Genomic DNA, 26,043 nt, shown 5'->3' with positions numbered 1-26,043 from the left:
GCGCCGTCGGCCGCGACTTCGCCCATGCCCTCGCCCGGACCGCCCGCCGCGCGACCCGCCTCGCCCGCGAAGCCATCCCCCGTCGCTCCGCGACCCCCGCCCGCCGCCACCCGTCCGCCGGCGGCGCCCGCGGTGTCCCGCCCGAGCGCGCCCCCGCCGCCTCCTCCTCCGCTCGACGCCGGGGAGCTCCGAGTCCTCCTCGAGGGGCTCGCGAGCGCCGATCACTTCGAGGTCCTGGGCGTGAAGCGCGCGGCGACTGCGGCGCAGGTGAAGGTCGCCTACTTCCGGCTCGCGAAGACCTACCACCCGGACGCGGTTCCGGCGGACGCCCCCGCCGAGGTGCGTGCGCTCTGCGCCGACGTGTTCGCGAAGGTGAGCGCCGCGTGGAGCGTGCTCGGTGACGAGGCGCAGCGCGCGAAGTACGAGGAAGAGCTCGCGTCCGGCGGGGCCGCAGACGTGGACGTCATGCGGATCCTCCAGGCCGAGAACGTGTTCCAGGCGGCGACCGTCCTCGTCCGCGCCCGCCGCTACGCCGAGGCGCTCGCGAAGCTCCGCGAGGCGATCGTGCTCAACGCCGACGAGCCGGAGTTCGCGATCTGGGCGGCGTGGTGCGAGTTCCTCGTCGCGAGCGAGCCGCGGGCGCAGCACGCGGCGAGCGCCGCCTCCATCGAGGAGGGGCTCCGCCGGAATTCCCGCTGCGCGCCGGGGTACCTGTTCCTCGGCCAGATGGCCAAGCTCGTGGGGGACCTCTCCCTCGCCGAGCGCCACCTCAGGCGCGGCCTCGCGGTCGCGCCCGAGCACGTGGACCTCGTCCGCGAGCTCCGCTATCTCAGGAAGTGAACGCACATGCCTGCTCCCACGAACCCGAAGAAGCGCGCCCTGATGGCCTCGACCCGGCTGCGCAAGACCCTGCGCGCCGCCGGACACCACCTCTCGCCCGTCGTGCAGGTGGGCAAGGAGGGCGTGACCGAGGCGGTGCTGCGCCAGCTCGACGACGCGCTCGGGACGCACGAGCTCGTGAAGGTGAAGATCGGGACCGAGACCCCCGAGGATCGCTTCGAGGCGGCGGACCGGCTCGGCGCCGAGACCGGCGCGCAGGTCGCGCAGATCCTCGGGCGCACGATCCTCGTCTACCGGCGGCACCCCGAGAAGCCGCGCTACGAGGCCGCCCCTGCGCGCCCCGCGGCTGAGGCGCCCGAGCGTCCCACGCGCGCGCGCGCGACGAAGCGCACGTCGGCGCGCAAGTCGACGGCGGCTCGCGCGAAGCCCACCCGGGGCGCCGGCCGGTCCCGACCCCGGACCCGCACGCGCTAGGGCCCGGCTCACGGGCCGGTCAGCGCCGTCTCACGTCCGCAGGGAGGGGCCCCGTCGCGAAGCGACGGGGAGGGATGCAATCCCTCCCGGCGGGGAACGGTCGCGAACCCGCGAAGCGGGCGCGACCGTTCACGGGACCCGCCGCGCAGGGGTGGGGCCCCAGCGGCTCTGCCGCGGGGGCGGGGACGCAGTCCCCGTTGGATCAATTCAGCTCGCCGTCGCGCGCCCGGTCGTAGCCGGAGGGCGCGTCGGCGATGAAGCGCCGGCGCACCGCCTCGATGTCGTCTTCGTCGGCGACGCCCTTCTCGAGCAGCACGTTCTCGGCGATCTCCGCCTGCGTGACGGCCTGGGCGACCTCCCCCTCGGCGGCCTCGAGCCGCATCCCGAGCTCGCTCACGCGCTCTCCCAGCTCGGAGACCTCGGCGACCAGGCCGCGCTCGCGGCGGACCAGCCGCACGAGCGCGGTGGAGAGCAGGGCGACGGCGAGCGTGAGGAGCAGGACCATCGGCGGCCATCGTATCGGGCCGGCCCGGCGAAGTGAAGGATGCGGGTGCGGCGAACGGTGTCGCTGTGGGAGCTTGTCGCCCGGGCTGCGCTGGGCGATCCTGGCCCTGCGTGGCCCGGCTCAACGTGACGCTGGCGGTGAAGCGGCTCGTGCGCGACGTCGCCGCGCGGATCCCCGAGCTCGCGCACGTGCGCGTCTCCCGCATCCTCGTCGTCGCCGGCGAGGCGCGGCGCGCCTCCCGCGCCACCATCCGGCCGGCCCACTTCAGGCAGACGCGGGCCCGCGGCGACGCCGGTCGGAAGAAGCCGCTCATCCGCGTGAAGGGCCGCAAGATCCTCTACGTCGTCACGCTGCGGCCGCTCTGGTTCCGCGCCTCGACGCCGGAGCAGCGGATCGGCACGATCCTCCACGAGCTCTACCACGCCTCCACGCGCTTCGACGGCACGCTGCACCGCGGCCGGCGTCACTCGCGGCTCGCGCGGGGACCCTACAACCGCAAGATCCGCAGGCTCCTCGAGCGCTACCTGGCCGAGGCGCCGGCCGAGATCGTCGCGCCCTTCTCCAAGCACGGGATCGTCCGGGCGCGCATGTGGCTCGAGCGGCCCTGCGGCTACTACCGCGAGGAGAGCTACCGCGGACGGCAGACCTACACGGAGGCGCAGCTCTTCTACGGCCTCGTGCGCATGGAGCCGCCCGGGCGTCGCCGCGCGCCGCGCCGCAAGACGCGGTGAGCGTTCGCGGGGTGGGGCGCCCGCGGGGCACTCACGGCCGGCCCGCGCGGCTCGAGCTCCTCGCCGAGGCGCCCGAAGGCGTCGCCGCGGGGCAGCCTTTCGCCTCGGCGGGAGCCGCACCGCCCGAGCGCGAACGCAATCAGAGGCTCGTCCGCTCCAGCAGCGCGCGCGCCGCCTCCGCCTCGCGCTCGAGCGTCGCGTGCAGGCTCTCGCCGTGCGCGTCCATGGTGACGATCGCGGGGAAGTCCTTCACCTCGATGTCCCAGATCGCCTCGCGCACCCCGAGCTCGTCGAGCCTGTGCACGCCGTGCACGCGCACCACGCGGCGGGCGAGCGTCACGGCGAGCGCGCCGACCGCGTGCAGGTAGACGGCGCCGTGGCCGGCGAGCGCGGCCAGCGTCGCGGGCCCCATGCCGCCCTTTCCGACGACGCCGCGCACCCCGTAACGCGCGATCACCTCGGCCTGGTAAGGCTCCTCGCGCAGCGACACGGACGGGCCGGCGGCGGCGAAGCGCCAGGCGTGCGTGGCCGGATCCTGGGCGACCACCGGGGCGCAGTGATAGATGAAGCGCCCTTCGACGAGCCCCTTCACGGCCGGATCGAGCGCGCGCAGGAGGGCGCGGTGGGCGGCCTCGCGAGCCGTGATCATGCGACCGCTGAAGAGCACCTCGTCGCCGACGTGGAGCGAGCGGACGGCCTCGTCGTCGAGGGGCAGGGTGAGCGAGGTCGGCATGATCCGGTCCTAGCCGGAGGTGGGGCGCTGCGCCGCGGCGGGGCGGCCGCTCGACCGGGGCGCTGCAGGCGAAACGCGGTTGCCTCGCCGGGCGGAGAGGCTCTATCTCCCTCTCGGGGCCGAGCCTCCCCGATAGCGTGGCGCCGCGAACCCGGCGCCGAACGGGGCCCAGGGGCTGGCTCCGCAAGAGGCCGCGCCAGGGGCGCGGAGAACGGATCGCATGCGACGGGAGATTCGACTGCCGCTCACCGCCTCGGGGCGGCTCGATCGGGCGCTCGCGGACGCGCTCGGGCTCGGGCGGGCCACGGTGAAGCGCGCCTTCCAGCTCGGCGAGGTGCGGGTGCGTGGACGCCGCGCGCGCGCGAGCGACGCGGTCGAGCCGGGCGCCCTGGTGGAGATCGACGTGGAGGCGCCGGCGGGTCCGCCCGAGCCCGAGCCGGAGGCTCCGCTCGCGGTGCTCGTCGAGACGCCGCGCCTCGTCGTCGTCGACAAGCCGGCGGGCATCGCCGTCCACCCGCTCGCCCCCGGCGAGGGCGGGACGCTCGCGAACGCGGTGGTCGCGCGCTTCCCCGAGTGCGCCGGCGCGTCGCCGGAGCCGCGCGAGGGCGGCGCCGTCCAGCGGCTCGACATCGAGACGAGCGGGTGCGTGCTGTTCGCGCGCGACGCCGAGGCGTGGGAGGCGCTGCACTCCCGCTTCTCGCTGCGCGAGGTCGAGAAGGTGTACCTCGCGCTCGTCGTCGGGCGGGTCGCCTCCGGCGGGGTCTCGTCCGTCCCGCTCGCGCAGCGCGGCGGCCGGTCGGTGCCGGTCCCCGATCCGGAGACGGAGGAGCGGCTCCTCGCGAAGGGGCTCCGGCCGCGACCCGCCGAGACGCACTGGGAGGTCGCGCGACGCTACGAGACGCACACGCTGCTGCGCGTCCGCATCGTCACGGGCGTCATGCACCAGATCCGCGCGCACCTCGCGAACCTCGGTCACCCGGTCGCGGGCGACGCGCTCTACGGCGGCGCGGCGTCCGAGCTCCCGGGGCTGCGCCGTCAGTTCCTGCACGCCTCGCGGCTGGCCGTGGACGGCCCCGACGGCGCGCGCGTCGAGGCGATGAGCCCGCTCCCGCCGGAGCTCGAGGCGGTGCTCGAGCGGCTCGGCGCGGCCCAGTAGGGCTGGGGCCCCGGAGCCTGGGATCGGGGCGCGCCGCTAGTAATGAGAAGGGCCGGCGCGAGCCGGCCCTTCGAGACGCTCCGCCTGGAGCGCGGCTACTGCGGCGCGGGCTGCGCCGCCGCGGCCTGGGCGGTGATCGGCGGGTCGGTCATCATGCCGATGGTGTTCACGCCGGAGCCGTGCGCCTGGTCGAGCACGTACACGACCTGGTCGTACTTCACGGTGTCCTCGGCGTTGAAGAACAGCACCTTCGAGGGCCGTCCGTCGTACGCCACGTGGAGCCGCTGCATCGCGTCGGCGACGCTCATCTCCTGCTTGTTGAGGAGCACGTTCCCGTTCTGCAGCGCCGTGAGGATCGTCTGGTCGGGCGGCACCGAGTCGGGCGGGACCGGCTGCATCTCCGGCTGGTAGTCGGGGACGCGGATGAACTTCTGCTTCTCGGCGAGCGGCGTCAGCACCATGAAGATGATGAGCAGCACCAGCACCACGTCGATGAGCGGCGTGACGTTGATGTCCGAGGCGGGCTTCTTCGTCCCGAGCGCCATCCCCATGGCTATCTCTTCTCCTTGATCTCGCTCGCGGCGAGGCTCACGCCGAGCAGGTGCGTCTTCGAGACCTCCAGGATGATCTCGCGGACGCGCTTGTAGTCGACGGCCTTGTCGCCCTTGATCATCACGGGCGAGCCGGGCGCCATCTGCATCGCCACGTTGAGCTCGGTGGAGAGCTCTTCGAGGGGCACCTCCGCCTTGTCGATCCAGGCCTTCCCATCGGCGGTGATGGAGAGGAGGACCGGGTCGCCGCCGCCCTTCAGGGCGGAGACGTGCTTCGCGTCGGGGAGCTGCACCGGCTTCCCGCGCTGGAGCATCGGGGTGATGACCATGAAGATGATGAGGAGCACCAGCACGACGTCGACGAGCGGCGTCACGTTGATGTCGCTCTTCACCGACTTGCTGCCGACATCCATCGACATCGCGTTCGGCTCCTGAGAGGCGTCCCGGAGGTGCGCGCGGCGGCTACTTCGCCTCGCGGCCTTCCTTCATGAAGAAGTCGACGAGCTCCGTGGCGGAGTCGGTGATGTCGACCTGCATGTCCTCGACGCGGTTCGTGAGGTAGTTGAACATCATGACGGCGGGGATCGCGACGAGGAGGCCGAAGGCGGTGTTGATGAGCGCCTCGGCGATCGCGCCGGACACCGTGCCGAGACCGCCGGAGCCGGTGGCCGCCATGTTCTGGAAGGCCTTGATGATGCCCCACACCGTGCCGAGGAGGCCGACGAACGGGGCCGTCGAGCCGATCGTCGCGAGCGAGCCGAGGCCGCGGCGGAGGTCGTTGACGGTGCGGAGCGAGCTGCGCTCGACCGCGCGGTTCACGGCCGCGATCACGTCGAAGTCGCCCACGTCGTGGGGACCCTTGGTGCGGACCGCGTCGACGCCGCGGCTGTACTCCTCGATCGCGAGGCCGAGCACCTTGGGCAGGTGGCCGCGCTTCAGCTTCTTGGAGAGCTCCACCGCGTCGCCGAACTTCCCGCCGGGGAGGAGGTCGCGCAGGCTCGCGGCGTACTGGCGGGAGGCCTTGTTGGCGCGGGAGTAGGTCACGAGCCGCTCGGCCATCACGCCGAGCGAGTAGATGCTCATGATGCCGAGGATCGCGGCGACCACGATGCCGAAGCCCTCGATCGACTTCACCATGTTGACGAGATCGAAGGTGCCCGGGGCGGCGCCGGCGGCCTGGGCCATGACGAGGTTGTTCAAGGAAGCGAGCGGCTGGAACATCGACATCTCCTGTGGGCTGAAACTACTTCTTCGAAAGGTGAACGCCTCGACGCGGGAACGAGCGCCTAGCCTGCGGTGAAGCGGATGGGGAGGATCACCCAGATGGACACCGGGCGGCCCTGGGCATCCGCGCCCGGCACCCAGCGGCACCCCTGGACCGCCTGCCAGATCGCGGTCGAGATGCGCTGGTCGGGGACGTTGGTCATCACCTCGAAGCGCGACGGCGAGCCGTCCGGCCGGATCGCGAACTTCACGGTGATCGGGCCGGAGATGTAGCCGGCGAGCTGCTGCGGGATGCGGACCGAGCGCTGGACGCAGCCCGGCTCGGCCATCTGCGGCTTGCGGTAGCCCGCAGTGGCGAACGCGGGTGCGTCCTCGATCTCGTTCGTGGGCCGGGCGCCGACGACACCGCCGACCACGCCCTCGCCCTCGGCCGCGTCGCCGTAGTCGTACTCCGGCTCGGGCGCCTCGTTGGGATCCGGCGCCTTCATCTCAGGCTGGATCTCCTGAGGCTGGATCAGCGCCTGGGGCGGCGGCGGCTTGGGCAGATCCGTCCGCGGCTTCGCGTCGGGCGGCCGCTTGCGGGCCGCGGGGGGCGGCGCAGGCGGCGGGGGAGGGGGCGGCGGCGGCGCGGTCTTGACGAACTTCACGTCCACGACCGGCTCGTCGATCACCTTCGCCTTGATGGCTGCGGAGGCGGTGATGATCGCCGCGATGAGAATGCCCTGGAAAAGCGTGGAACCGAAGACGTAGCCCGCGCGACGCGCAGCGGCCTTACCGCCTTCCTTCTTGGTGACTTCGTCGAACACGCGCCGGCGGCCTCGCTGCTGCTGCGGTTGACGGCAGAATCAGCCGGAAAAATTGAAGACGCTTCCTAGTCTCCGCGCCTGCACGTTGTCAACAGCGCTGGCGAAAATAGTGCGCATGGCGCGGAGGCGAAGGCAAACCGTTGCGCGTGCTCGATGTGCGCTGACCACGGCCGGCCGACCTTCCAGCCGCTCGGGATCCCCCGAGGGCGTGCGAGCAGCGTCCCTTCTGCGGTGCCCTCCACGCCCTAAGCGGAACGTCGCGACTTGCCGGGGCTTTCGGAAAAAGCACGTAAACTCGGAGTGTTACGTCCCGGGCGGGGTGTAAGAGACAAGCTCGGCTAACAGTCGGCGTCGTCTTGACATTCCTCATAACGACTGCCTACAAGGGCGCACTGACCCGTCGGTCGATCGCTATGTGTGCCGTGATGTGCCCACACGAGCGATCGCCCGCCTGGCTGCGGCTGAGTGCTCTCTCCCTGGAGGAAGTCATGAGGAAGAAGTTGCTTCGCCTCGCGCGCCTCGCGCCGCTCGCGTTGCTGTTCGCGAGTGTCGCCTCCGCGCAAACCACCGGCACCATTCTCGGTGTGGTAACCGATGCTTCGACCGGAAAGCCGGTCGCCGGCGCCGTCATCGTCGCCACGAGCCCTGCGCTTCAGGGTGAGCAGACGGCCGTCACGGACAACAACGGCAACTTCCGCTTCACCCTTCTCCCCTCCGGCGCTTACCGCCTCGCGGTGCAGCTCGAGGGCTACAAGTCCACCGAGCGCTCCGACGTCACGCTGCGCCCCGACAAGACCATCCGCGCGAACCTCGCCGTCGTCCCCGAGGCGGTGCAGATGGAGGAGCAGGTCGTCCGGACGGGGGCCGCACCCGCGGTGAACGTCGGCTCCGCCGAGGCGGGCGCCGTCGTCTCCAAGGAGTTCATGTCGAGCATCCCGGTCGGCCGCGGGTTCGACGCCATCGCCGTCGTCGCCCCGACCGCCAAGCTGGACGCCACGGGCGTCGGGTTCGCCGGCGCGCAGGGCGCCGAGAACCAGTACATCGTCGACGGCTTCAACACGACCGACCCCGCGTACGGTACGCGCGGCGGCAACGGCGGCTTCAACGCCCCGCCCTCCCTCCGCTCGAACTTCCTCCAGGAGATCGACGTCAAGACGAGCGGGTTCAACGCCGAGTACGGCCGCGCCACCGGCGGCATCATGAACGTCATCCTGAAGTCGGGCTCGAACGAGTTCCACGGGTCCGTCTTCTCCACCTTCACGCCCAGCATGCTCGTCGAGCCGACGGGCAAGACGACGGGCGGCCTCGGCGAGGCGCTCGCCTACCGCGCCAAGCCGGACGAGGGGTCCTACGGCCTCGACTTCGGCTTCGAGGTCGGCGGCCCGATCATGAAGGACAAGCTCTGGTTCTACGCCGGGTTCTCGCCTGTCACGAGCCGGACCATGTACCAGCGGTTCGCCCGCCAGAACGCCACCGAGCTCAACTCGGGCGGCACCTGCCCCGCCGGGACGACGCCGGACGGCGGTCACGGTGAGTGCGTGGACGCGCTCCTCAACCCGATCCAGACCACGATCCCCGGGACGGAGCGGAACCTCCGGACGAGCCGCACCACCTACCAGTGGGTCGGCAAGCTCACCTACCTGCTCGACGAGAACAACAACTTCACCGTCACGGGCTGGGGTGCGCCGTCCTCGCGCACGTCGCTCAACGCCGGCGGTCCGTTCTACGGCGCCTCGCCGGCCGCGGCGGCCCGGAGCCGCGAGCTCCTCCCGCTCGACGAGAACCAGCTGTCGGTGCTCGGTCGCTACGGCGGCAAGTTCCTGGACAAGAAGCTCATCACCGAGGTCTCGGGCGGCGTCTACCACTCGAAGACCTCTCCCCAGGACAAGACCGTCGGCGGCGTCGACCAGTTCAAGACCGCCGAGGTGGAGTGGGGCGGCACGGAGCTGAACCTGACCGACTTCGAGGCCCTTCCGGCCGGCGCCGTGGCGCAGGGCTTCTGCAGCAACCCCGCCGACACGGCGGCGTGCCCGCTCGACGCGTACACGACGGGTGGCCGTGGCACGGTCTTCGACAGCACGAGTGACCGCTTCAACGGCAGGGCGTCCGCGGCGTACCTCGCCGAGCTCGCCGGCCAGCACACCCTGAAGGGCGGCGTCGACCTCGAGCGCGTCCAGTACAAGGTCGACGGATATCACTCCGGCGGCGCGATCTGGTACTTCGCGCCAGCGACTTCTACCCTGCCGGATCGCTTCTACGCGTACCGGTCGTTCGGCACGATCGTGAACCCGGGCGGCGGTCCGCTTCCGACCAACGCCAGCACGGGTTTCCCCGGCCTGGAGCTGTCTGCTATCCAGGCCGCGGCCGCGGCTGGTACGCCGGTCGTCACGCGCACCACCCAGACCAACAAGTCCGAGACCGACAGCTTCGCGTACTTCCTCCAGGACTCGTGGCAGCCCGGGTTCTTCCCGAACCTGACCCTCAACGCGGGCCTCCGCCTCGAGACCCAGTCGATGAAGAACCTGTCCGTGAAGAACGGCAGCTCGTTCGACATCACCGACAACTGGGCGCCGCGCGTCCAGGCGATCTGGGACTTCACGGGGAACGGCCGCGGCAAGCTCGCCGGTGCGTGGGGCCGCTACTACTACGCGATGCCGCTCGACATGGGTAACCGGTCGTTCGGCGCCGAGGTCCAGCTCCAGTACTTCCTGAACGCGTCGAGCTGCGGCTTCGCCGGGAACTTCGGCTCGTTCGACCCGAAGAGCCTCGACTTCCCGTCGGCGCTCGGCAACGGGTTCAACTCGACCTCCTGCGCGATCCAGCCCCGCTCCGGTGGCAACAACGACGTGCGCCTGTACGGTGGTGCGACCCCGATCGACCCGAAGCTCAAGGGCTCGTACAACGACCAGTTCGGCGCTCAGGCCGAGTACGAGATCCTCCCCGATCTCGCCGTGGGCGTCGATTACCAGGGCCGCCGCCAGGGCGCCGTCATCGAGGACATGTCCTCCAACGACGGCGGTACGTTCTTCATCTCCAACCCCGGCGAGCGGAGCGGTGACATCACCGTGAACGGGGTGGTCGTCGGCAACGCGACGAACGTGCAGACCTACGATCCGATGACGAACAAGACGGTCACGACGAAGTTCCCGAAGCCGGAGCGTTCGTACGACGGCGTCACCTTCAAGGCGACGAAGCAGTTCTCGAACAGCTGGCTCGCCCAGGCGAGCTACACGTACTCGTCGCTGCGCGGCAACTACTCCGGCCCGTACTACCCTGAGTACGGCCAGCTCGACCCGGGCATCACCGCCGCGTACGACCTCGCGTCGCTCATGGCGAACACGACGGGCTACCTCCCGGGCGACACCACCCACCAGGTCAAGCTCTTCGGCGCGTACACCTACAGCTTCAGCCCCCGCCTGAGCGCGACCGCCTCGGGCGCCTACAACGGCATCTCCGGCACGCCGGTCAGCGCGATGGGCGCCCACCCGGAGTACGGCTCGAGCTCCGCGTTCATCATCCCGCGCGGCCAGGCCGGCCGCACGCCGTTCGTGAACACGGTCGACGTCGGCGCCGGCATCGGCTACACGGTGAAGCCGCCGTACGCGCTCAACTTCCGCGTCGACGTGTTCAACGTGTTCAACGCGCAGGAGACCCTGGAGTACGACCAGGACTACACGTTCGACACGGTCACTCCGATGAACGGGCTGAACTGCGACTCGAAGAACTCGATCGGAAAGTCTGACCCGATCGGCGCGATCCAGAAGGACTGCCCGGGGCTCGCCTACCTCAAGAGCGTCGACGGCCGTCCCGTCACCGTCAACCCCAACTTCGGCCGTCCGAGCCGCGCCACCACCGCGTACCAGCTGCCGATCTCGCTGCGGCTGGGCGTGGCGCTCTCGTTCTAGCCCGGTCCAGGGAGGAAACGACATGAAGAACACCAAGTGGTTGTCCCTGGTGGCGGTGGCGGCGCTCGCCGTCGCCTGTGATCCGTACTCGGACGCGAAGAAGGGCTCGCCCCAGATCGTCGCCGTGACCGCGGCGAACCTGGCGGGCGGTGCAGACGCCGTCTCCGCAGACCGGACCGGCGAGGCGTGGAGCTCCGCGGGCACCTGCGGCGGGATCCTCGACAAGGATAAAGCTGTCGTGAATCCTGGCCAGTTCGACGCGACGACCATCTTCGTCACGTTCGATCGACAGGTCGACGGCGGCCTCGTGCAGACGTCGCTGACCGACTGCACGCCCGCGGCCGGCTGGCTCACCGTGACGCCCGCCGCTCCGGCGGGATCGGCCTGGTACTCGTGCTACTCGCCGTCGTCGCCCAGCGCGGCGGAGGGCGGGTCGGTCGTCGTGTACCTCGGCCCCGCCGCCGGCTCGGACGGCTGGGGGGACGCGGAGTTCATCGACGGCTCCGCTCCGGTCCACATCACCGGCACCGTCGCTGGCAGGGCCATCGACGTGACGCTGGGTGCCTGCGCGCCGTAAGCGTCGCGAGCACCACGTAAGACATGAGAGGGCCGGCCTCCGGGCCGGCCCTCTTCTATTTGCGGGTGACGCCAACAAGCCCGCCCCAGCCCCCCGCGCGACGCGACCGACCCGCGACCCCCGCGACCCGACCGAGAGTTCTCGCGTTCGTCCGGTGAGTCCGTCCCGCGGACGGTCGCGCTGCGGCGCCCGCTCCGTGGAAACCCGTGCCACGACAAAGCCCCGGCCCGCTTGCGCGGACCGGGGCTTCGGATGCTGCGAGGCTTCTGGAACCGCTGCCTACTTCTGCAGGCCGGCCGCCTTGGCGACCTCTTCGGCCAGGTTCTCCTGCTTCTTCTCGAGCCCCTCGCCGAGCACGAAGCGGGCGAACCGGCGGACCTGGATGTTCTCGCCGATCTTGGCGACCGCGTCCGTGAGGACCTCGGACATCTTCTTCTTGTCCTCCTTCACGAACGGCTGGTCGAGCAGGCAGAACTGCTCGTAGAACTTCTCGAGCTTGCCCTGGGCGATCTTCTCGAGGATCGCCTCGGGCTTCTTCTGATCGCGCATCTGCGCCTTCGCGATCTCGAGCTCCTTCGCGACGATCTCGGCGGGGACCTCCTCGCGGCGGACCCAGGTGGGCGACGCGGCGGCGATCTGCATCGCGATGTCCTTCACGAGCGCCTGGAAGCCGTCGGTGCGAGCCACGAAGTCGGTCTCGCAGTTCACCTCCACGAGGACGCCGATCTTGCCGCCCATGTGGATGTAGCTCGCGACCTGGCCCTCGGTGGCGGCGCGGGAGGACTTCTTGGCCGCGGCGGCGAGGCCCTTCTTGCGGAGCACCTCCTCCGCCTTCGCGAAGTCGCCGCCGGCCTCGGCGAGCGCCTTCTTGCAGTCCATCATCCCGGCCCCGGTCTTCTCCCGGAGCTCCTTCACCATGTTCGCGTTCACTTCGGCCACGGGTGTTCTCCTTCGTGCGTTGAAAAAGGATCGGGGGCGGACCCGCCGGGCCCGCCCCCGGAAAGCTCCGGGATGCGCCGGGTCTACCGGTTCGCGTCGCCGCCGGGCGCAGGCTGCGCCGGCGCCGCCGTCACGTCGCCCTTGCGGACGACCTCGACGTTCGCGCTCGCGGCGGCGCGGTCCTCGCGCGGCTCGCGGCGCTCGCGGTCACGGCCACCTCCGCGGCGGTCGCGGCGGTCGCGGCGATCCTTCTGCCCGCGCTCGCTCGACGCGTCGCGATCCTCCTCGCCCGGGCGCCGCTCCTCGCCGTGCTGCGCGGCCCAGGCGGAGTAGCGGGCGCGGCCCTCGATGCAGGCCTCGGCGACCTTGCCGGTGAAGAGGCGGATCGAGCGGATGGCGTCGTCGTTGCCCGGGATGACGTACTCGATGCCCTCGGGATCGCAGTTCGTGTCGACGACCGCGACGACCGGGATGCCGAGCCGGTTCGCCTCGTGCACCGCGATGTGCTCCTTCTTCGTGTCGATCACGAAGATCGCGGCGGGCAGGCGGCTCATCTCCTTGATGCCGCCGAGGTTCTTCTCGAGCTTCTCGCGCTCGCGCTCGAGCTGGGCGACCTCCTTCTTGGGGAGCCGCTCGTAGGTGCCGTCCGCCGCCATCTTCTCGATGGTCTTCAGCCGGTCGATGCCCTGCTTCACGGTCTTGAAGTTCGTGAGCGTGCCGCCGAGCCAGCGGTTCGTGACGTGGTACTGGCCGGAGCGGGAGGCCTCCTCGCGGATGGCGTCCTGCGCCTGCTTCTTCGTGCCGACGAAGAGGACCATGCCGCCCTTCGCGGTGGCGTCCGAGACGAAGCGGAGCGCGCCGCGGGCGAGGCCGACGGTCTTCTGGAGGTCGATGATGTAGATGCCGTTGCGGGCGCCGAAGATGTACGGCTTCATCTTCGGGTTCCAGCGCTTCGTCTGGTGGCCGAAGTGGACGCCCGCCTCGAGGAGCTGCTTCATCGTGATGGCGGTGCCCGTCGTCGTGAGGGCGCTCGCCATCGTGGGCTCCGCGGCCTGGGCGGCGGGGGCCGCCTCCGGCGCCTCGGGCGTCGGCGTGGGGGGAGCGATCGGGTCCTGCTGCTGCGGCTGCTGCTGGTTTTCCATGTGATCTCCGGTTTGTGTCCGCCACCTCGCCGGGACTGAAGACGCGCCTTTTGACCCACGGGACGGGCGAGAAGCCGCCGTCGCCGGGAGCACCGGAGCGCGCCGATGCGGGAGGTGTGTGAATTTGCTGCGCCACGCGTCCCAGGCTGCGGGTCGCGCCACCGCGAGCCACGAGGGCGCACGGGGGACCGTCCTCTAACACAACGGACTCCCCGTCGCAAGGCGACCCGACGTGGACGGCGAGTGGCGGAGGATGTCGAAAACCTCCGTGGTTGCCGCGGCTTGCGGGGGACTTTCCTGCGCCCTCCGTGAAGGGTCAGCGCCGCCACCAGGACAGCGCCACGACCGTGCCGTCGTAGCCCCGCCAGGCGACCGGCCGCGCGGTGCGATCGGGGCAGGCGTGGCGGGCGATGCGCGCTCCGAAGCCGAGCTCCCCGCCGCCGCACTCCGGGCAGCGGAAGCGCTCGGCGAGGTCCGCCCGATCAGCGTCGGAGAGCGGTGCGTCCCCCTTGGCCGCCGCGGGGGTGGCGGAGGCCAGCGCCGGCCGGGCGCCGAAGAAGCCGCGCGCCCGGTACGCCTCGAGCTCGGCGATCTCCGCGTGCTCGCCGCCGAGCGCCCGATCCGCATCCGCCCGCGCCTCCGCCGCGCAGGCGGGGCAGGGGCGAAACCCCAGGCTCCGGAGGCATGCGACGGAGATCCCCTCCGCGTCCTCTCCCTCCCACTCCTCTCGAGCGTCGATCTCGACCGCCGGGACGCCCGCCGCCGAGAGCGCCGCCTCCTTCTCCGCGTCCACCGCGTGCGTCACGACCACCTCGATCGCGAGCGCGGGACGCTCCCCGGCGAGGACGAGCACGTCCGCGCGGAGCGCGCCGACGGCGCCCTCGGTCAGGGCCCGATCGCCCTCGCGGGCGAGGTCCCGGGGCGCGGCGCGCCGGCACGAGGGGCAGCGCGCGAGGAGCGTCACGCGGCGGCGGCCGGCGAACGCGTCCTCGCAGAGCGCGAGCAGCCGCTCCTTCGCGTCGAGGTGGAGGGCGGTCTCGGGCGCGGTGAGCGGGCAGGCCGAGCCGGCCCGGTGGGCGAAGTGGCGCCTGCGCACCTTGCCGAGGTGCGGCACGAGCTCGTCGCCGCAGCCGAGGCAGGTGAACGGCGCGCGGCGGCGGCGGTCCGCGGGGTCGAGGCGGAGCGCGTGGACCTTCCTGCCGTCGCGGTCGCGCGCCCAGGCGAGGAGCACGTCGTCCGCGGCCCCCGGCGCGGTCGGACGGGCGCGGGGAGCCGCGGGCGAGGCTCCGGGCGGCGCGAGGGTAGGGCCGTGCCTGGGCTTCGAGCGGCGGCGCATCGGTCGGAGTGTAGCGCCGTCCCCGCCCGGGATCCTGCGCCCGCGCTCCGCGCCGGGTACGGGTACGCGGTCGCTTCCGACAGCCGGTCGTGACCGCGCCGGCGGGAGCCCGAGGAGGATCCATGGCGCTCGAGGTGGGCCAGAAGGCCCCGCAGTTCGCGCTGCCGGACGAGGAGGGGAACGAGGTGAAGCTCTCCGACTTCGCCGGGAAGCGCGTCGTCGTGTTCTTCTACCCGAAGGCCGACACCCCCGGTTGAACGCGGGAGGCCTGCGACTTCCGTGACGAAGTCGACGCGTTCAAGAGGAAGAAGGTCGCGGTGGTGGGGATCTCGAAGGACACCCCCGCCGCGCAGAAGAAGTTCAAGGAGAAGTACGACCTGCCGTTCCCGCTCCTCTCCGACCCGGGCGCCGAGGTGATGCAGGCCTGGGGCGTCTGGAAGGAGAAGAACATGTACGGGAAGAAGACGATGGGGACCGAGCGGACGACCGTGCTCGTCGGCCCGGACGGCAAGGTCGAGCACGTCTTCCCGAAGGTGAAGGTGGAGGGGCACGTGGCGGAGGTGCTCGAGAGCCTGTAAGGTCCGCGCGCCCGCCGGCCCCCGCCGGCGGGCCCCCGACTGCCATGCCGCGCAAACCGCTCCGACCCCGCCCGAACCGCCTCGACCTCGTGGACCCGCTCGTCCTGGAGGTCTACGGCCTCGTGCGCGACCAGGGCTGGCTCGCGGATCGCGCCCTGGAGCGCGCGCTCCGCCGCGACCCGAAGCTCTGGGCCTCCGAGCGGCGAGCGGTCGCCGAGTCGGTCTACGGGCTCATCCGCTGGCAGGCGCAGCTCGACTACCTGCTCGGCGGCGCGCCGGATCTCGCGACGCGCTACGCCGCTTGGCTCGTCCGCTTCGAGCACCTCGCCCCGGCGGACGCGGCGCGGCGGCTCGCGGTCTCCCCGGCGGCGCTCGCCCGGCTCGAGGGCGCCGAGGCGCGGATCGCCGCGATCGCGGACCCGATCGAGCGGCTCGCGCTCGAGGCCTCCTTGCCCCGCTGGATCGCCGAGCGCTTCGCGGGCGAGCTCGGCCTCGACGAGGCGCGCGTGCTCGCGGCCGCCATGAACGCGCGTGCGCCGCTCACGGTCCGCACGAACCTCCTCAAGGGCGACCGCGAGGAGCTGCGCGGCAAGCTCGGCTCGGAGGGCGTCGCCGCGGAGCCGACCCGCCACTCTCCATGGGGGCTCGTCCTCGACGGCCACCAGAACGCCTTCGCGCTCGGCTCGTTCCGCGAGGGCCGCTTCGAGATCCAGGACGAGGGCAGCCAGCTCATCGCGCTCGCGTGCGGCGCGCGGCCCGGCAAGATCGTGGTGGACGCCTGCGCGGGCGCGGGCGGCAAGTCGCTCGCGCTCGCGATGGAGATGCACAACAAGGGCTCGCTCCACGCCCTCGACACGGACGCGGACCGGCTCGAGGACGCGAAGAAGCGCGCCCGCCGCGCCGGCGTGCACAACCTCCGCGCCCGCGTCATCGCCGCAGGGCCCGAGGCCGAGGGGCAGCTCCAGGACCTCGCCGGTCAGGCCGACCTCGTGCTCGTGGACGCGCCGTGCAGCGGCCTCGGCACGCTGCGCCGCAAGCCCGACGCGCGCTGGCGCCTCACGCCCGAGGACCCGGTCCGCTTCGCCGGGATCCAGCGCACCCTCGTGCGGCGCTTCGCGGCGCTGCTCAAGCCGGGCGGGCGGCTCGTCTACGCGACCTGCTCGATCGGCCGGACCGAGAACGGTGAGGTGGCGGACTTCGCCGAGCGCGAGGTCGGGCTCGTGCCGGTCCCGCTCGCGCCCTTCCTCGGCGAGGAGCGGGCGAAGGTGCTCGGGGTGGACGGCGCGCGGCTCGAGCTCTTCCCGCACCGGCACGGGACGGACGGGTTCTTCGTGGCGGCGTTCGAGAAGCGGAAGTAGGGCGACGGCGGTCGCGGTGGGGATCGAGAGCGGGCTCGAAGCCGAGGTCACGCGTGCCTGAGCTTCCCGAGGTCGAGATCGCCGCGCGTAATCTCCGCCGCTGGACGAAGGGCCGGCGCATCGAGCGGATCGAGCCTGACCCGAAGGCGCGCTACGTCTTCCGGCCCGCGAGGCCGGCCGCGTTCGCGCGCGGCCTCGAGGGCGCGCGCTTCGGTTCGATCCGCCGGATCGGCAAGCAGCTCCTCGTCACGCTCGAGAAGGACGGCGCGCCGGTCGGCCTCCTCGCCCACCTCGGCATGACGGGCAAGTGGCTCCGCCGCGACGGCGACGGCGTCCCGACCCGCTTCTCCCGCGCGCGTTTCCACCTCGACGACGGCGCCGTGCTGCACTTCGACGACATGCGGCTCTTCGGCCGGCTGCGGGTCGTGCCGGGCGCGCGCTTCGAGGAGGTGCCCGAGATCGCCGAGCTCGGGCCCGATCCGCTGGAGCAGGGCATCGATCTCGAGCGGCTCGCGAACTCGCTCGGCCGCTCGAAGCTCCCCGTGAAGGTCCGCATCCTGGACCAGGCGCTCCTCCCCGGCGTCGGCAACATCCTCGCGAGCGAGTCGCTCTTCCGCGCGAAGATCGATCCACGCCGGCAGGCCCGCTCGCTCACGCGCGCCGAGGTTCGACGGCTCGCCGACGGGATCCTCGCGACAGTGAAGGAGACCATCGCGCGCGAGGAGGGCCCTGAGATCACCTACGTGGAGGAGGGGGCGGAGAACCCGTTCCTCGTCTACGCGCGCGAGGGCGAGCGCTGCCCGCGCTGCCGGCGGGCGGAGATCGTCCGCATCGTGCAGGCACAGCGCTCGACGTTCTACTGTCCGCGCTGCCAGCGGTGAGGGTCACGGCCGGCTTCGGGACGAGGAACCGCACCCGCGCGCCAGATTGCGATTTCGAATCGTTCTCCCGCGGACCTCGACCCGAATTCTCCGCCTCGCGACGTGAGCGCCACCGAGACGTGGGCGCTTGGCTCGCTACGGCGAGCCGGAAGGAGCGGGGCGATCAGCTCCCACGTGCCATCAGGAATGTTCCGGCCGTCGCTCTAGAGCGCCTTCCCGTTGATGACCTGGACTTCTAGGGAGAGAACATCGAGGTCATGAACGCAGCCGAGGTTGACCCGATAGTCCCCCAGCCTTGCGGGTCCTTGGTAGTCGGGTGGTACGGACGCCACCGTGCTGAACGGAGATATGCCGCAGGTGCGGCAGAAGAAGTGGTTCATGGCCTTGTCCCCGAACTGGTAGAGGGCCAAGTGCTCTTTACCTTCCACGTCGACATCCGATGGGCGGAAATAGTTCGAGGACATGACCGCCCCCTTGCGGATGCAGATGGAGCAGTTGCACCTTCGGCCGCTCGTGATCTCCTCGCACGTGAACGTGAAACGGACGGCACCACAATGGCAACTGGCGCTGTAGGTTCTCGGTGTTGTCATGTCATGCCTGATTAGCCGCTTAGCGCCGGCCACGAATTCGCGACATCCGAGCCACTCCGGCTCGCTACGCTGACCCGCGCGAGACCGTGCATCACGAGGCGTGACCTCCTAAGTCAACGGATGGCGAGCACGAGGCGGATACAGGTACTGGAAGGCATAGCGTCGATGACGGTCAAGCGCATGGACAACGTCGGGATCGTGGTGGAGTCGCTCGATACCGCGATCTCGTTCTTTGGTGAGCTGGGCCTGAAGCTCGAAGGACGAGCCACGATCGAAGGAGAGTGGGCGGGGCGCGTTACCGGGTTGCGCGACCAGCGCGTCGAGATCGCCATGATGCGCACGCCGGACGGCCACGGCCGGCTCGAGCTGTCTCGATTTCTCACGCCCCGTGTGGTCGCCGATCACCGGAACGCCCCAGTGAACGCTTTCGGTTACCTACGTGTCATGTTTGCCGTCGAGGACCTCGACGATACGATCACCCGGCTCCGCAAGCGCGGCGCAGAGCTCGTCGGCGACGTGGTCCAGTACGAAGACACGTATCGGCTCGCCTACATACGCGGGCCCGAAGGACTTCTCATCGGGCTCGCCGAAGAACTCGGCTGAGCGCTCGAGAGTGTATGCGATGCACGGACCCCGTGTGGCGGCCAGGTGATCCCCACAACGACATGAACATCGCCATCTACATCGCCACCTCGGCGAACGGCTTTATCTCAAATGCCCGCAACGTCCCCGACTGGCTGTCTCCAGAGTACGGTCGGGGGTTCTACGAGACCTGCCGGAAGAATGCCGTCATCATGGGCAGGAAGACGTACGACATCCTCGCGCCGGACCATCTTCCGCTGAGCGAGGGGGGCCTCGTGGTGGTGCTCACGAGCCACGCGGGCGCGGCCACCCCGAACCCGAGCGTCGTGTTCACGAGCGCCCGTCCCCACGAGATCGTCTCGATGCTCGAGGGGAAGGGGTTCTCGGAGGCGGTGATCGTCGGGGGCACGGTCACAATGAGCCAGTTCATCGATGCTGGGCTGGTGAACGACATCATCCTGGTGGTGGAGCCGGTGCTCTTTGGTGGCGAAGCCCTACCGCTGCTGAGAGGGGTCGCGCACGACCACAAGCTCCACCTGATCGACAGCGCAAAGCTGAATGACGACACGATTCGGCTGCACTATCGGGTCGCCGCGCGAAGCCGTAGCCACTCCACGTGAACGACGTGGCAGACCCGATCGACGACATCGTCAAGATCTCCCCGGAGATCCACGAGGTCATCTTCGAAAACGACCGGATCCGTGCTCAAGGTAACGGTCAAACCCGGCGACCGGGTGGCCATGCATAAGAACCCGGAGAACATCAACTACATCCTCAAGCCGGGTACGCTGCGCCTTACCAGCCTCGAAGGCTCGGTCGTCGACGTGGCGCTCACCGACGGGCAAGTGATCCCTGCTCCCGTGGGCTCACACGCGGTCGAGAACGTCGGCGGCACGGTAGTGCAGACCATCTGCATCGAGCTCAAGAGCTGTTCTACGCATTTCCGATCCGGTCTTCCGGTGAGCTAGGTAACGCGCCATGACGGAGTGGCTGCAATCGGTGCCCGGCCTGGTCATTGGCATATTGTTGATACTGTTTCGCAGGCGCTTCGCCGACCACGTTGTCGACTCCCAAAATTGGGTGCTCGGGATTCGTTTAGGCGAAAGAGATCGGCAGGGGATTGTGCTTGTTAGTTGCAGCCGGGGGCTGCTTGATGATCGGCATGTCCATCTTTGGTCTCGCGGGGTGGTTACCCTGAGCAGGTAATGTCGCTGATCGGTCGAGCTCGTCGAGGTGAACGCCTTCGGCCCGTCGCTGCGGACCGCGGCGTGGTTCGCCCTTCGCGCCGCGACGAGGTGGCGCTAGACTCGCCCCGATGCGCCCCGAAGACCTCGCGCGGATGTCCGTGGCCGAGCTGCGCGAGCGGTTCCTCGACCGGAACCGCGCCCTCTCGCCCGAGTGCGAGGCGGCCCTCACGGTGGACCCGCGGGCGGGCGCGCGCGAGGTGCTCCGCCAGATCCTGAAGCGTCGGCACGCCAACCGCGCGGAAGGACAGCGCCTTCGGCATCTGCTGCGCTACGAGGGGGAACTCTGGGACAGGGGCGTCACGCTGGTCGCGGGCGTGGACGAGGCCGGCATGGCGCCGCTCGCGGGGCCGGTGGTGGCGGGCGCGTGCATCCTCCCGCGCGACTACCGGCCGCGCGGCATCGACGACTCGAAGCAGCTCGACCGGCGGGAGCGCGAGCGGCTCGCGGAGGACATCCGCGCGAACGCCATCTGCTGGGCCGTGGCGCGCGCCGAGGTCGAGGAGATCGACCGGCTCAACATCTACCGCGCCGGCTTGCTCGCCCTCACGCGCGCCGTGCAGGGGCTCGCGACCCTCCCCGGGCACGTGCTCATCGACGCCCGCAAGCTCCCCGAGCTCCCGCTCCCGCAGACGCCCATCATCCACGGCGACGCGCTCTCGCTCACCATCGCCGCGGCGAGCATCCTCGCGAAGACCGCGCGCGACGCGCTCATGACCGAGCTCGACGCGGTCCACCCGGGCTACGGGTTCTGCCGCCACAAGGGCTACCCGACCGCCGAGCACTTCGAGGCGCTCAGGCGGCTCGGCGCCTGCCCGGTCCACCGGCGCTCCTTCCAGCCCGTGCGTGAGGCGCTCGGCCTCGAGCCGCTGCAGGGCGAGCTGTTCGCGCCGCCCGTGAGCGACGAGGACCTGCCTCCTGGCGAAGAAACACCCTGCGGCGACGCCGAAATGGTTCCGGAGAAGGGGGACCCGGACGCGACCGCGGCCCTGGACGCGCGTGAGCCGCGCACCCCCGCGATCGCACGACGGGTTTGACCAAAGCCGCGCCGCTCGCTACAACGCCCCCAAGGACGAGCCCGACGGTGCAGGCGCGTTCCCGCGAGCCGGGGAGTTCACCTCGGCGCGGGACCGCCCCCCGATCCGGCGACTGCATGCACGACCGATCTCCGACCGATCCGTTTCCCGCAACGCACGAAGAAGAAGTCGAAGAGAGCCGCCCGCACCGCCCGCCACCCGGCCTCGCGCTCGATCCTCCCGAGGAGCCGCCGCCGGAGCACCCGCCCGAGATCCCGCTCGATCGGCTCGACTCCGACGCGGTGAAGGTCATCGCGCGGCTCAGGCACATGCGCCACCGCGCGTACTTCGTCGGTGGCTGCGTGCGGGATCTGCTCCTCGGCGCCAAGCCCAAGGACTTCGACGTCGCGACCGACGCCCACCCGGGCGAGGTCCGCGCCATCTTCCGCAACTGCCGCCTCATCGGCCGGCGCTTCCGGCTCGCGCACGTCTACTTCCGCGGCGGGAAGGTGATCGAGGTCGCGACCTTCCGGAAGAACCCGGTGGACGTGGGCGAGGACGTCCCCGACGACAGCGACCTGCTCATCACCCGCGACAACGTCTTCGGCACCGCCGAGGAGGACTCCGTCCGCCGCGACTTCACGGTGAACGGCCTCTTCTACGACGTCTCGACCGGCGAGGTGATCGACTACGTCGGCGGGCGCGAGGACCTCGAGGCGCACCGGATCGCGACCATCGGCGACCCCGAGATCCGCATGCGCGAGGACCCGGTGCGGCTGCTCCGCGCCGTCCGCTTCGCGGCGCGCCTCGGCTTCACCATCTCGCCCGACACCTTCGAGGCCATGCGCCGCCACGCGGGCGAGCTCGCGCGCTGCGCGCCCGCCCGCGTGCTCGAGGAGATCTTCAAGATCCTCCGCTGCGGCGGGTCGGCGCGCGCGTTCGAGCTGCTCCGCGCGAGCGGCGCCTTGCCGGTCATCCTGCCGTCGCTCGCCGCGGCCCTCGAGGGCTGGGAAGAGCGCGGGCGACGCGCCTTCTTCGCGCACCTCTCCGCGCTCGACCGGCTCGTCCGCTCGGGCGAGGAGGTCTCCGACGCGGTCCTGCTCGGCGCGATCGTGATGCACCTCGGCGGCCCCGCGATCGCGGCGCCCGACTCGGACGCGACGGGCGACCACGCCGGCCCGGAGCGCGGCCACGACACGGCGGACGCGCTGCTCGCATCGCTCGTCCAGACCTCCCGCCTGCCGCGCAAGATCGCCGAGCGCACCCGCCTCGCGCTCCACGCCCTGCGGACGTTCCGCGAGCCGTCGAAGAAGCGGCGCCGCCGCGGGCGCGGGCTCGCGGGCCAGAGCTACTTCCAGGACGCCGTGCAGCTCCTCGAGATCTCCGTCGCCGCGACCGGCGAGGGGCAGGAGCTGCTCGAGCGCTGGCGCGCCTCCGCGGGCGGCCCGCCGCCTCGCGAGGAGCACGAGGAGCGCCGCCCGCGGCCGGAGCGCGGGCCGGAGCGCCGCCGCGGTCCTGCGGCCGCTCCCGCTCACGTCGAGGGGAGCACACGGGAGGTTGTCGCCGAGGCCGGACCGGGTGGCGCGACGGAGACCCCGTCGGTCGAGGTTACGGCCGGGGGCGAGAGCCCCCGTACGGGCGCCGAGGGCGCTCCCGAGGCCGCCGAGGGCTCGCGCCGCCGCCGTCGGCACCGCGGCGGGAAGCGCCGTCGGCGTCGCGGCGCGGGGGCCCCGGCCCCGGCCGGATCATGATCCCGGCGCGCCGCCCGCGCGTCGGGTAGAATTCCGCACGAACCGCGCCGCCTTGACCGACTCGGCGGCCTTCTGTAGAACGCGCCGACCATGCCGAGCGACCGAGCCGCGACGCCCAAGCCCAGCTACAAGCGCATCCTCCTCAAGCTTTCGGGCGAGGCGCTCATGGGCGACGGCAAGTACGGCATCTCGCCGAAGACCCTGTCCGCCATCGCACAGGACGTGAAGGACTGCGTCGAGCTCGGCGTCGAGGTCGCGCTCACCATCGGCGGCGGCAACATCTTCCGCGGCGTGTCCGGCGCGACGGAGGGCATGGACCGCTCCTCCGCCGACTACATGGGCATGCTCGCGACGGTCATCAACGCGATGGCCCTCCAGGACGCGCTCGAGAAGATCGGCGTGAACACCCGCGTGCAGTCGGCCATCGAGATGCACCAGGTCGCCGAGCCCTACATTCGCCGCCGCGCGATCCGCCACCTCGAGAAGGGCCGCGTCGTCATCTTCGCGGCCGGCACCGGCAACCCCTACTTCACGACGGACACCGCCGCCTCGCTCCGCGCCATGGAGATCCACGCGGACGTGCTGCTCAAGGCGACCAAGGTCGACGGCGTCTACACCGACGACCCGAAGAAGAACCCGACCGCCACCAAGTTCAAGCAGCTCAGCTACATCGACGTCCTGAAGAAGAACCTGAAGGTGATGGACTCGACGGCGATCAGCCTCTGCATGGACAACGACCTGCCGATCATCGTGTTCGACTCGACGCTGCGCGGGAACGTGCGCAAGGTCGTGCTCGGCGAGGCGATCGGGACCACCGTCGGACGGCTCGACGAGAAGTAGGACGCGAGGAGAGGGGCCATGAGCGTCGCGGACGACATCCTGAACGACCTGCACGGCGGCATCGCGAAGACGCTGGACGACCTGCGGCGCGAGCTCTCCGCGGTGCGGACCGGGCGCGCGAGCCTGCACCTCCTCGACGGCGTCAAGGTCGACTACTACGGCACGCCCACGCCGCTCAACCAGGTGGCCACGCTCTCCGTCCCCGAGGCGCGGCTCATCATGGTGAAGCCGTGGGAGAAGAACATGATCCCGCCGATCGAGAAGGCGATCCGTGACGCCAACCTCGGCGTGAACCCCCAGTCCGACAAGGACCTCGTCCGCGTCCCGATCCCGCCGCTCACCGAGGAGCGCCGCAAGGAGATCGTGAAGCAGGTGAAGCACAAGGGCGAGGACCACAAGGTCGCCATCCGCAACCAGCGCCGCGACGCGAAGGAGCTCATCGAGGTCGCGGAGAAGGACGGCGACATCTCGGCGGACGACGCGAAGAAGGCCCTCGAGAAGATGCAGAAGGAGACCGACGAGGGCGTGAAGAAGGTCGACGAGATCACGGCCGCGAAGGAGAAGGAAGTGATGCAGGTGTGAGCCTCCCCCGCTCGCTCCCGTCGCTCCTCGTCGTCTTCGGTCCCCTGTTCCTGCTCGGCTTCGGCGCAGGCGCGCTGCGCGCGCTCGCGTCCCGCCCCGGCACCAACGACCGCCGGCGCCGCGCGCTCCAGGCCGCGTGGGTGCTGCTCCTGCTCGGCGGCACGCCGCTCTGGCTGTTCCTCGCGGCGGCGCTCGGGTTGTTCTAGGATGAAACGGCCTGTCAATCGGGGACGCTCTCGCTGCCTCCAACTGGTCCGGTGAGGTTCGAGGGAGTCCGAGCAGCGGGCGGGCGGGCAACACCGACGACGAGTCACTCTAGGATTCGCGGGTTGCCCGCTCGCGCAGGCCGAGCCGCATGACAGTGAGCCGTCCGGAGCTGCCGCCGTCTGAGATCGCGAGTCCGGGGTCCGGGGACCCTTGTCGCACAGAACAAGCGCGGGTTCTCCTTTCGTGGCCCCGCTCGCCCGTTGCTCGCGCTCCCCCGAATCGTTCCTCCTTTCGCCTAAGCCGTCATGATTCCCCAAACGAAACCGCAGAGCTCGCGAGCGACCGCCGTGACGGCGACCTGCGAGCCCTTGCCGTGGCCGACGAGCTGGCGAAAGCGCTTGTGGAGCCGGAGCTGCGACCTCCGTGCGTACTCGACGATCTCGGGCGGCTGATCGCGGAGGGCCTGCGCGGCGCGAGGGCTGAAGGCGGGCCGGTGTCGGTAGCTCCAGGCGGCCTCGACGAGGATCCGCCGCGCGTGACTGCTGCCGGTCTTCGTGATGCCGCCTCGCTTCTCCTTCCCGCCGCTCGAGTATTCGCTCGGGACGAGGCCGACGTAGGCCATGAGCTTGCGGGGGGTGTCGAATCTCCGGAAGTCGTGGATCTCGCACAGGAGCGCCATCGCCGCGAGGACGGAGATCCCGCGCAGGCAGGACAGCTTCGCGACGGGAGCGGCGTATGGCTCGTTCTTCGCGATCCTCTCGATTTCGCGCTCCAGCCGCGCGCGGCGGTCTACGAGGTGCTGCACCTCGGTCACGTAGTGCTCGAACGTGAGCCGTTCGCCTTCGCGCTCGAACTCCTGCTTTCGGAGCCAATCCCAAAACCGCAAGGTCCAGTTCTTCCCTCCGCGGAACAGCCGGCCGTGGCGGATCAGGAACTTCCCGAGCCGATGGCGTGCGGCGGTCAGGTCCTTGCGCACGTCCTCCCGTGCGCGCACGAGATCTCGGACCGCCTCCTGGTCGCTCGTCGGAACGGTGATGGTCGTGAGCTCGCCGGCACGGTAGAGGCGCGCCAGCTTCGTCGCGTCGCGGCGGTCGGTCTTCACGCGATCACCGGCCTTCACCGGGATCAATGCGGGCGCGACGACCTCACACTCGATCCCCATCGCCTCCAGTTGCCGGAAGACCTCGTACCCGCACGGCCCGGCCTCGTAGCAGCACCTGAGTTCGTGTGCGGAAGCGGCCAGCCGCTGGAACGTCCGGCGGATCACCTTCGGGTCGTTCGGGATGTCCCGCACGACGGGCTCCCTGCTGGTGCCCTCGAGGGAAGCAAGGACGATGCGCTCGGCGTGCACGTCCAGCCCTACGTGAGTGATAACCTTCTGCATGGCCGGCTCCTCCGCTTGCGGCTCTGGCCGCGGTTGGTCTCGCGACCCCATGGCTAATCCGCGCACTCGCGCAGTGAGCCGGCCGTTTCATCTTGTCTGAGGTCCTGTCCG

At 70.8% G+C, this 26,043-nt stretch carries 28 protein-coding genes; 17 read left to right on the top strand and 11 right to left on the bottom strand.

What is annotated here, in order from left to right; genetic code table 11:
• The first annotated feature begins 132 nt into the window (after nt 1-132).
• Nucleotides 133-840 carry a J domain-containing protein gene (locus MNZ29_RS11640; protein ID WP_242355307.1) on the top strand — a complete coding sequence of 236 codons (708 nt, stop codon included), beginning with the start codon at nt 133-135 and terminating at the stop codon, nt 838-840.
• Nucleotides 841-846: 6 nt separating this feature from the next.
• Nucleotides 847-1,314: a ribosome assembly RNA-binding protein YhbY gene (yhbY, locus tag MNZ29_RS11635; RefSeq protein ID WP_242355305.1), complete on the top strand. Its 468-nt coding sequence runs from the start codon at nt 847-849 to the stop codon at nt 1,312-1,314.
• 202 nt (nt 1,315-1,516) lie between these two features.
• On the opposite strand, the gene MNZ29_RS11630 is transcribed toward yhbY, so the two are convergent.
• On the bottom strand, nt 1,517-1,819 hold the full coding sequence (locus tag MNZ29_RS11630) for a hypothetical protein (RefSeq protein WP_242355303.1): 303 nt from the start codon (nt 1,817-1,819) through the stop codon (nt 1,517-1,519).
• Nucleotides 1,820-1,929: 110 nt separating this feature from the next.
• On the opposite strand from MNZ29_RS11630, the gene MNZ29_RS11625 reads away from it, so the two are divergent.
• Nucleotides 1,930-2,550: a putative metallopeptidase gene (locus MNZ29_RS11625; RefSeq protein ID WP_308197061.1), complete on the top strand. Its 621-nt coding sequence runs from the start codon at nt 1,930-1,932 to the stop codon at nt 2,548-2,550.
• Nucleotides 2,551-2,689: 139 nt separating this feature from the next.
• Here MNZ29_RS11625 and MNZ29_RS11620 read toward each other — a convergent pair whose 3' ends face one another.
• Entirely contained in the window at nt 2,690-3,283 is a 594-nt protein-coding gene (locus tag MNZ29_RS11620; protein WP_242355301.1) for a fumarate hydratase C-terminal domain-containing protein, read from the bottom strand.
• A 220-nt stretch (nt 3,284-3,503) separates the two neighbouring features.
• Between MNZ29_RS11620 and MNZ29_RS11615 the strand changes: the two genes are divergently transcribed.
• A complete protein-coding gene (locus MNZ29_RS11615; protein ID WP_242355299.1) occupies nt 3,504-4,439 on the top strand; it encodes an RluA family pseudouridine synthase in 936 nt (311 codons plus the stop codon).
• Between the two features lie 95 nt (nt 4,440-4,534).
• Here the strand turns inward: MNZ29_RS11615 and MNZ29_RS11610 are convergent, their stop codons facing one another.
• The 4 genes from MNZ29_RS11610 to MNZ29_RS24940 form a co-directional block, all read right to left on the bottom strand.
• Nucleotides 4,535-4,990, bottom strand: a complete 456-nt coding sequence (locus MNZ29_RS11610) for a biopolymer transporter ExbD (RefSeq protein ID WP_242338327.1) — start codon at nt 4,988-4,990, stop codon at nt 4,535-4,537.
• A gap of 2 nt (nt 4,991-4,992) precedes the next feature.
• A complete protein-coding gene (locus MNZ29_RS11605; protein ID WP_242338329.1) occupies nt 4,993-5,409 on the bottom strand; it encodes a biopolymer transporter ExbD in 417 nt (138 codons plus the stop codon).
• 43 nt (nt 5,410-5,452) lie between these two features.
• Nucleotides 5,453-6,211 carry a MotA/TolQ/ExbB proton channel family protein gene (locus MNZ29_RS11600; RefSeq protein WP_242338331.1) on the bottom strand — a complete coding sequence of 253 codons (759 nt, stop codon included), beginning with the start codon at nt 6,209-6,211 and terminating at the stop codon, nt 5,453-5,455.
• 65 nt (nt 6,212-6,276) lie between these two features.
• Nucleotides 6,277-7,020, bottom strand: a complete 744-nt coding sequence (locus MNZ29_RS24940) for an energy transducer TonB (RefSeq protein ID WP_242338333.1) — start codon at nt 7,018-7,020, stop codon at nt 6,277-6,279.
• Nucleotides 7,021-7,508: 488 nt separating this feature from the next.
• Between MNZ29_RS24940 and MNZ29_RS11590 the strand changes: the two genes are divergently transcribed.
• Nucleotides 7,509-10,925: a TonB-dependent receptor gene (locus tag MNZ29_RS11590; protein WP_242355297.1), complete on the top strand. Its 3,417-nt coding sequence runs from the start codon at nt 7,509-7,511 to the stop codon at nt 10,923-10,925.
• 22 nt (nt 10,926-10,947) lie between these two features.
• Nucleotides 10,948-11,502 (top strand): hypothetical protein, encoded by a 555-nt coding sequence (locus tag MNZ29_RS11585; protein ID WP_242338337.1) that lies wholly within the window; start codon nt 10,948-10,950, stop codon nt 11,500-11,502.
• Nucleotides 11,503-11,781: 279 nt separating this feature from the next.
• On the opposite strand, the gene tsf is transcribed toward MNZ29_RS11585, so the two are convergent.
• The 3 genes from tsf to MNZ29_RS11570 form a co-directional block, all read right to left on the bottom strand.
• Complete coding sequence (gene tsf, locus MNZ29_RS11580; RefSeq protein ID WP_242338339.1) at nt 11,782-12,441, bottom strand: translation elongation factor Ts; 660 nt, start codon at nt 12,439-12,441, stop codon at nt 11,782-11,784.
• A gap of 83 nt (nt 12,442-12,524) precedes the next feature.
• Nucleotides 12,525-13,478, bottom strand: coding sequence for a 30S ribosomal protein S2 (rpsB, locus tag MNZ29_RS11575; RefSeq protein ID WP_242338411.1), 954 nt, complete (start codon nt 13,476-13,478; stop codon nt 12,525-12,527).
• 421 nt (nt 13,479-13,899) lie between these two features.
• A complete protein-coding gene (locus tag MNZ29_RS11570; protein WP_242338341.1) occupies nt 13,900-14,919 on the bottom strand; it encodes a competence protein CoiA family protein in 1,020 nt (339 codons plus the stop codon).
• 122 nt (nt 14,920-15,041) lie between these two features.
• Here MNZ29_RS11570 and bcp point away from each other — a divergent pair, with 122 nt between their 5' ends.
• From bcp to mutM, 3 genes are read left to right on the top strand one after another with little or no spacing between them, the layout of a single operon-like run.
• On the top strand, nt 15,042-15,497 hold the full coding sequence (gene bcp, locus MNZ29_RS11565) for a thioredoxin-dependent thiol peroxidase (RefSeq protein ID WP_242338343.1): 456 nt from the start codon (nt 15,042-15,044) through the stop codon (nt 15,495-15,497).
• 44 nt (nt 15,498-15,541) lie between these two features.
• Nucleotides 15,542-16,855 carry an RsmB/NOP family class I SAM-dependent RNA methyltransferase gene (locus MNZ29_RS11560; protein WP_242338345.1) on the top strand — a complete coding sequence of 438 codons (1,314 nt, stop codon included), beginning with the start codon at nt 15,542-15,544 and terminating at the stop codon, nt 16,853-16,855.
• A 53-nt stretch (nt 16,856-16,908) separates the two neighbouring features.
• Complete coding sequence (gene mutM, locus MNZ29_RS11555) at nt 16,909-17,736, top strand: bifunctional DNA-formamidopyrimidine glycosylase/DNA-(apurinic or apyrimidinic site) lyase (RefSeq protein ID WP_242338347.1); 828 nt, start codon at nt 16,909-16,911, stop codon at nt 17,734-17,736.
• A 203-nt stretch (nt 17,737-17,939) separates the two neighbouring features.
• Here the strand turns inward: mutM and MNZ29_RS11550 are convergent, their stop codons facing one another.
• Nucleotides 17,940-18,326 carry a GFA family protein gene (locus MNZ29_RS11550; RefSeq protein ID WP_255821299.1) on the bottom strand — a complete coding sequence of 129 codons (387 nt, stop codon included), beginning with the start codon at nt 18,324-18,326 and terminating at the stop codon, nt 17,940-17,942.
• Nucleotides 18,327-18,491: 165 nt separating this feature from the next.
• Here MNZ29_RS11550 and MNZ29_RS11545 point away from each other — a divergent pair, with 165 nt between their 5' ends.
• The 8 genes from MNZ29_RS11545 to MNZ29_RS11510 all read left to right on the top strand — a co-directional run bounded on the left by MNZ29_RS11545 (nt 18,492) and on the right by MNZ29_RS11510 (nt 24,547).
• Nucleotides 18,492-18,929, top strand: coding sequence for a VOC family protein (locus MNZ29_RS11545; protein WP_242338351.1), 438 nt, complete (start codon nt 18,492-18,494; stop codon nt 18,927-18,929).
• 62 nt (nt 18,930-18,991) lie between these two features.
• On the top strand, nt 18,992-19,528 hold the full coding sequence (locus MNZ29_RS11540) for a dihydrofolate reductase family protein (protein ID WP_242355295.1): 537 nt from the start codon (nt 18,992-18,994) through the stop codon (nt 19,526-19,528).
• Between the two features lie 81 nt (nt 19,529-19,609).
• Nucleotides 19,610-19,876, top strand: coding sequence for a hypothetical protein (locus MNZ29_RS11535; RefSeq protein ID WP_242355293.1), 267 nt, complete (start codon nt 19,610-19,612; stop codon nt 19,874-19,876).
• A gap of 347 nt (nt 19,877-20,223) precedes the next feature.
• Nucleotides 20,224-21,189 carry a ribonuclease HII gene (locus MNZ29_RS11530; protein ID WP_242355292.1) on the top strand — a complete coding sequence of 322 codons (966 nt, stop codon included), beginning with the start codon at nt 20,224-20,226 and terminating at the stop codon, nt 21,187-21,189.
• 116 nt (nt 21,190-21,305) lie between these two features.
• Nucleotides 21,306-22,919 (top strand): CCA tRNA nucleotidyltransferase, encoded by a 1,614-nt coding sequence (locus tag MNZ29_RS11525; RefSeq protein ID WP_242355290.1) that lies wholly within the window; start codon nt 21,306-21,308, stop codon nt 22,917-22,919.
• A 90-nt stretch (nt 22,920-23,009) separates the two neighbouring features.
• Entirely contained in the window at nt 23,010-23,759 is a 750-nt protein-coding gene (gene pyrH, locus MNZ29_RS11520) for a UMP kinase (RefSeq protein ID WP_242338365.1), read from the top strand.
• Between the two features lie 18 nt (nt 23,760-23,777).
• On the top strand, nt 23,778-24,341 hold the full coding sequence (frr, locus tag MNZ29_RS11515; RefSeq protein WP_242338367.1) for a ribosome recycling factor: 564 nt from the start codon (nt 23,778-23,780) through the stop codon (nt 24,339-24,341).
• Nucleotides 24,338-24,547 (top strand): hypothetical protein, encoded by a 210-nt coding sequence (locus MNZ29_RS11510; protein ID WP_242355287.1) that lies wholly within the window; start codon nt 24,338-24,340, stop codon nt 24,545-24,547. Before frr ends, MNZ29_RS11510 begins: the two co-directional genes overlap by 4 nt.
• 296 nt (nt 24,548-24,843) lie before the next feature.
• Here MNZ29_RS11510 and MNZ29_RS11505 read toward each other — a convergent pair whose 3' ends face one another.
• On the bottom strand, nt 24,844-25,932 hold the full coding sequence (locus MNZ29_RS11505; RefSeq protein WP_242355285.1) for an IS110 family transposase: 1,089 nt from the start codon (nt 25,930-25,932) through the stop codon (nt 24,844-24,846).
• Nucleotides 25,933-26,043: the final 111 nt, after the last annotated feature.

The sequence above is a fragment of the Anaeromyxobacter sp. SG64 genome (assembly GCF_022690745.1).
Lineage (GTDB): Bacteria > Myxococcota > Myxococcia > Myxococcales > Anaeromyxobacteraceae > Anaeromyxobacter > Anaeromyxobacter soli.
This window is presented reverse-complemented; position numbering and strand designations above follow the sequence as displayed.

Coding starts and splice junctions, on each gene's coding strand:
- MNZ29_RS11615 (WP_242355299.1), top strand. CDS start 3,504: ATGCGACGGGAGATTCGACTGCCGCTCACCGCCTCGGGGCGGCTCGAT.
- MNZ29_RS11530 (WP_242355292.1), top strand. CDS start 20,224: ATGCGCCCCGAAGACCTCGCGCGGATGTCCGTGGCCGAGCTGCGCGAG.
- MNZ29_RS11610 (WP_242338327.1), bottom strand. CDS start 4,990: ATGGGGATGGCGCTCGGGACGAAGAAGCCCGCCTCGGACATCAACGTC.
- MNZ29_RS11545 (WP_242338351.1), top strand. CDS start 18,492: ATGACGGTCAAGCGCATGGACAACGTCGGGATCGTGGTGGAGTCGCTC.
- yhbY (WP_242355305.1), top strand. CDS start 847: ATGCCTGCTCCCACGAACCCGAAGAAGCGCGCCCTGATGGCCTCGACC.
- MNZ29_RS11605 (WP_242338329.1), bottom strand. CDS start 5,409: ATGTCGATGGATGTCGGCAGCAAGTCGGTGAAGAGCGACATCAACGTG.
- MNZ29_RS11620 (WP_242355301.1), bottom strand. CDS start 3,283: ATGCCGACCTCGCTCACCCTGCCCCTCGACGACGAGGCCGTCCGCTCG.
- MNZ29_RS11525 (WP_242355290.1), top strand. CDS start 21,306: ATGCACGACCGATCTCCGACCGATCCGTTTCCCGCAACGCACGAAGAA.
- MNZ29_RS11550 (WP_255821299.1), bottom strand. CDS start 18,326: ATGACAACACCGAGAACCTACAGCGCCAGTTGCCATTGTGGTGCCGTC.
- MNZ29_RS11600 (WP_242338331.1), bottom strand. CDS start 6,211: ATGTTCCAGCCGCTCGCTTCCTTGAACAACCTCGTCATGGCCCAGGCC.
- frr (WP_242338367.1), top strand. CDS start 23,778: ATGAGCGTCGCGGACGACATCCTGAACGACCTGCACGGCGGCATCGCG.
- rpsB (WP_242338411.1), bottom strand. CDS start 13,478: ATGGCGAGCGCCCTCACGACGACGGGCACCGCCATCACGATGAAGCAG.
- MNZ29_RS11505 (WP_242355285.1), bottom strand. CDS start 25,932: ATGCAGAAGGTTATCACTCACGTAGGGCTGGACGTGCACGCCGAGCGC.
- MNZ29_RS11560 (WP_242338345.1), top strand. CDS start 15,542: ATGCCGCGCAAACCGCTCCGACCCCGCCCGAACCGCCTCGACCTCGTG.
- MNZ29_RS11590 (WP_242355297.1), top strand. CDS start 7,509: ATGAGGAAGAAGTTGCTTCGCCTCGCGCGCCTCGCGCCGCTCGCGTTG.
- MNZ29_RS11630 (WP_242355303.1), bottom strand. CDS start 1,819: ATGGTCCTGCTCCTCACGCTCGCCGTCGCCCTGCTCTCCACCGCGCTC.
- MNZ29_RS11570 (WP_242338341.1), bottom strand. CDS start 14,919: ATGCGCCGCCGCTCGAAGCCCAGGCACGGCCCTACCCTCGCGCCGCCC.
- pyrH (WP_242338365.1), top strand. CDS start 23,010: ATGCCGAGCGACCGAGCCGCGACGCCCAAGCCCAGCTACAAGCGCATC.
- MNZ29_RS11540 (WP_242355295.1), top strand. CDS start 18,992: ATGAACATCGCCATCTACATCGCCACCTCGGCGAACGGCTTTATCTCA.
- MNZ29_RS11585 (WP_242338337.1), top strand. CDS start 10,948: ATGAAGAACACCAAGTGGTTGTCCCTGGTGGCGGTGGCGGCGCTCGCC.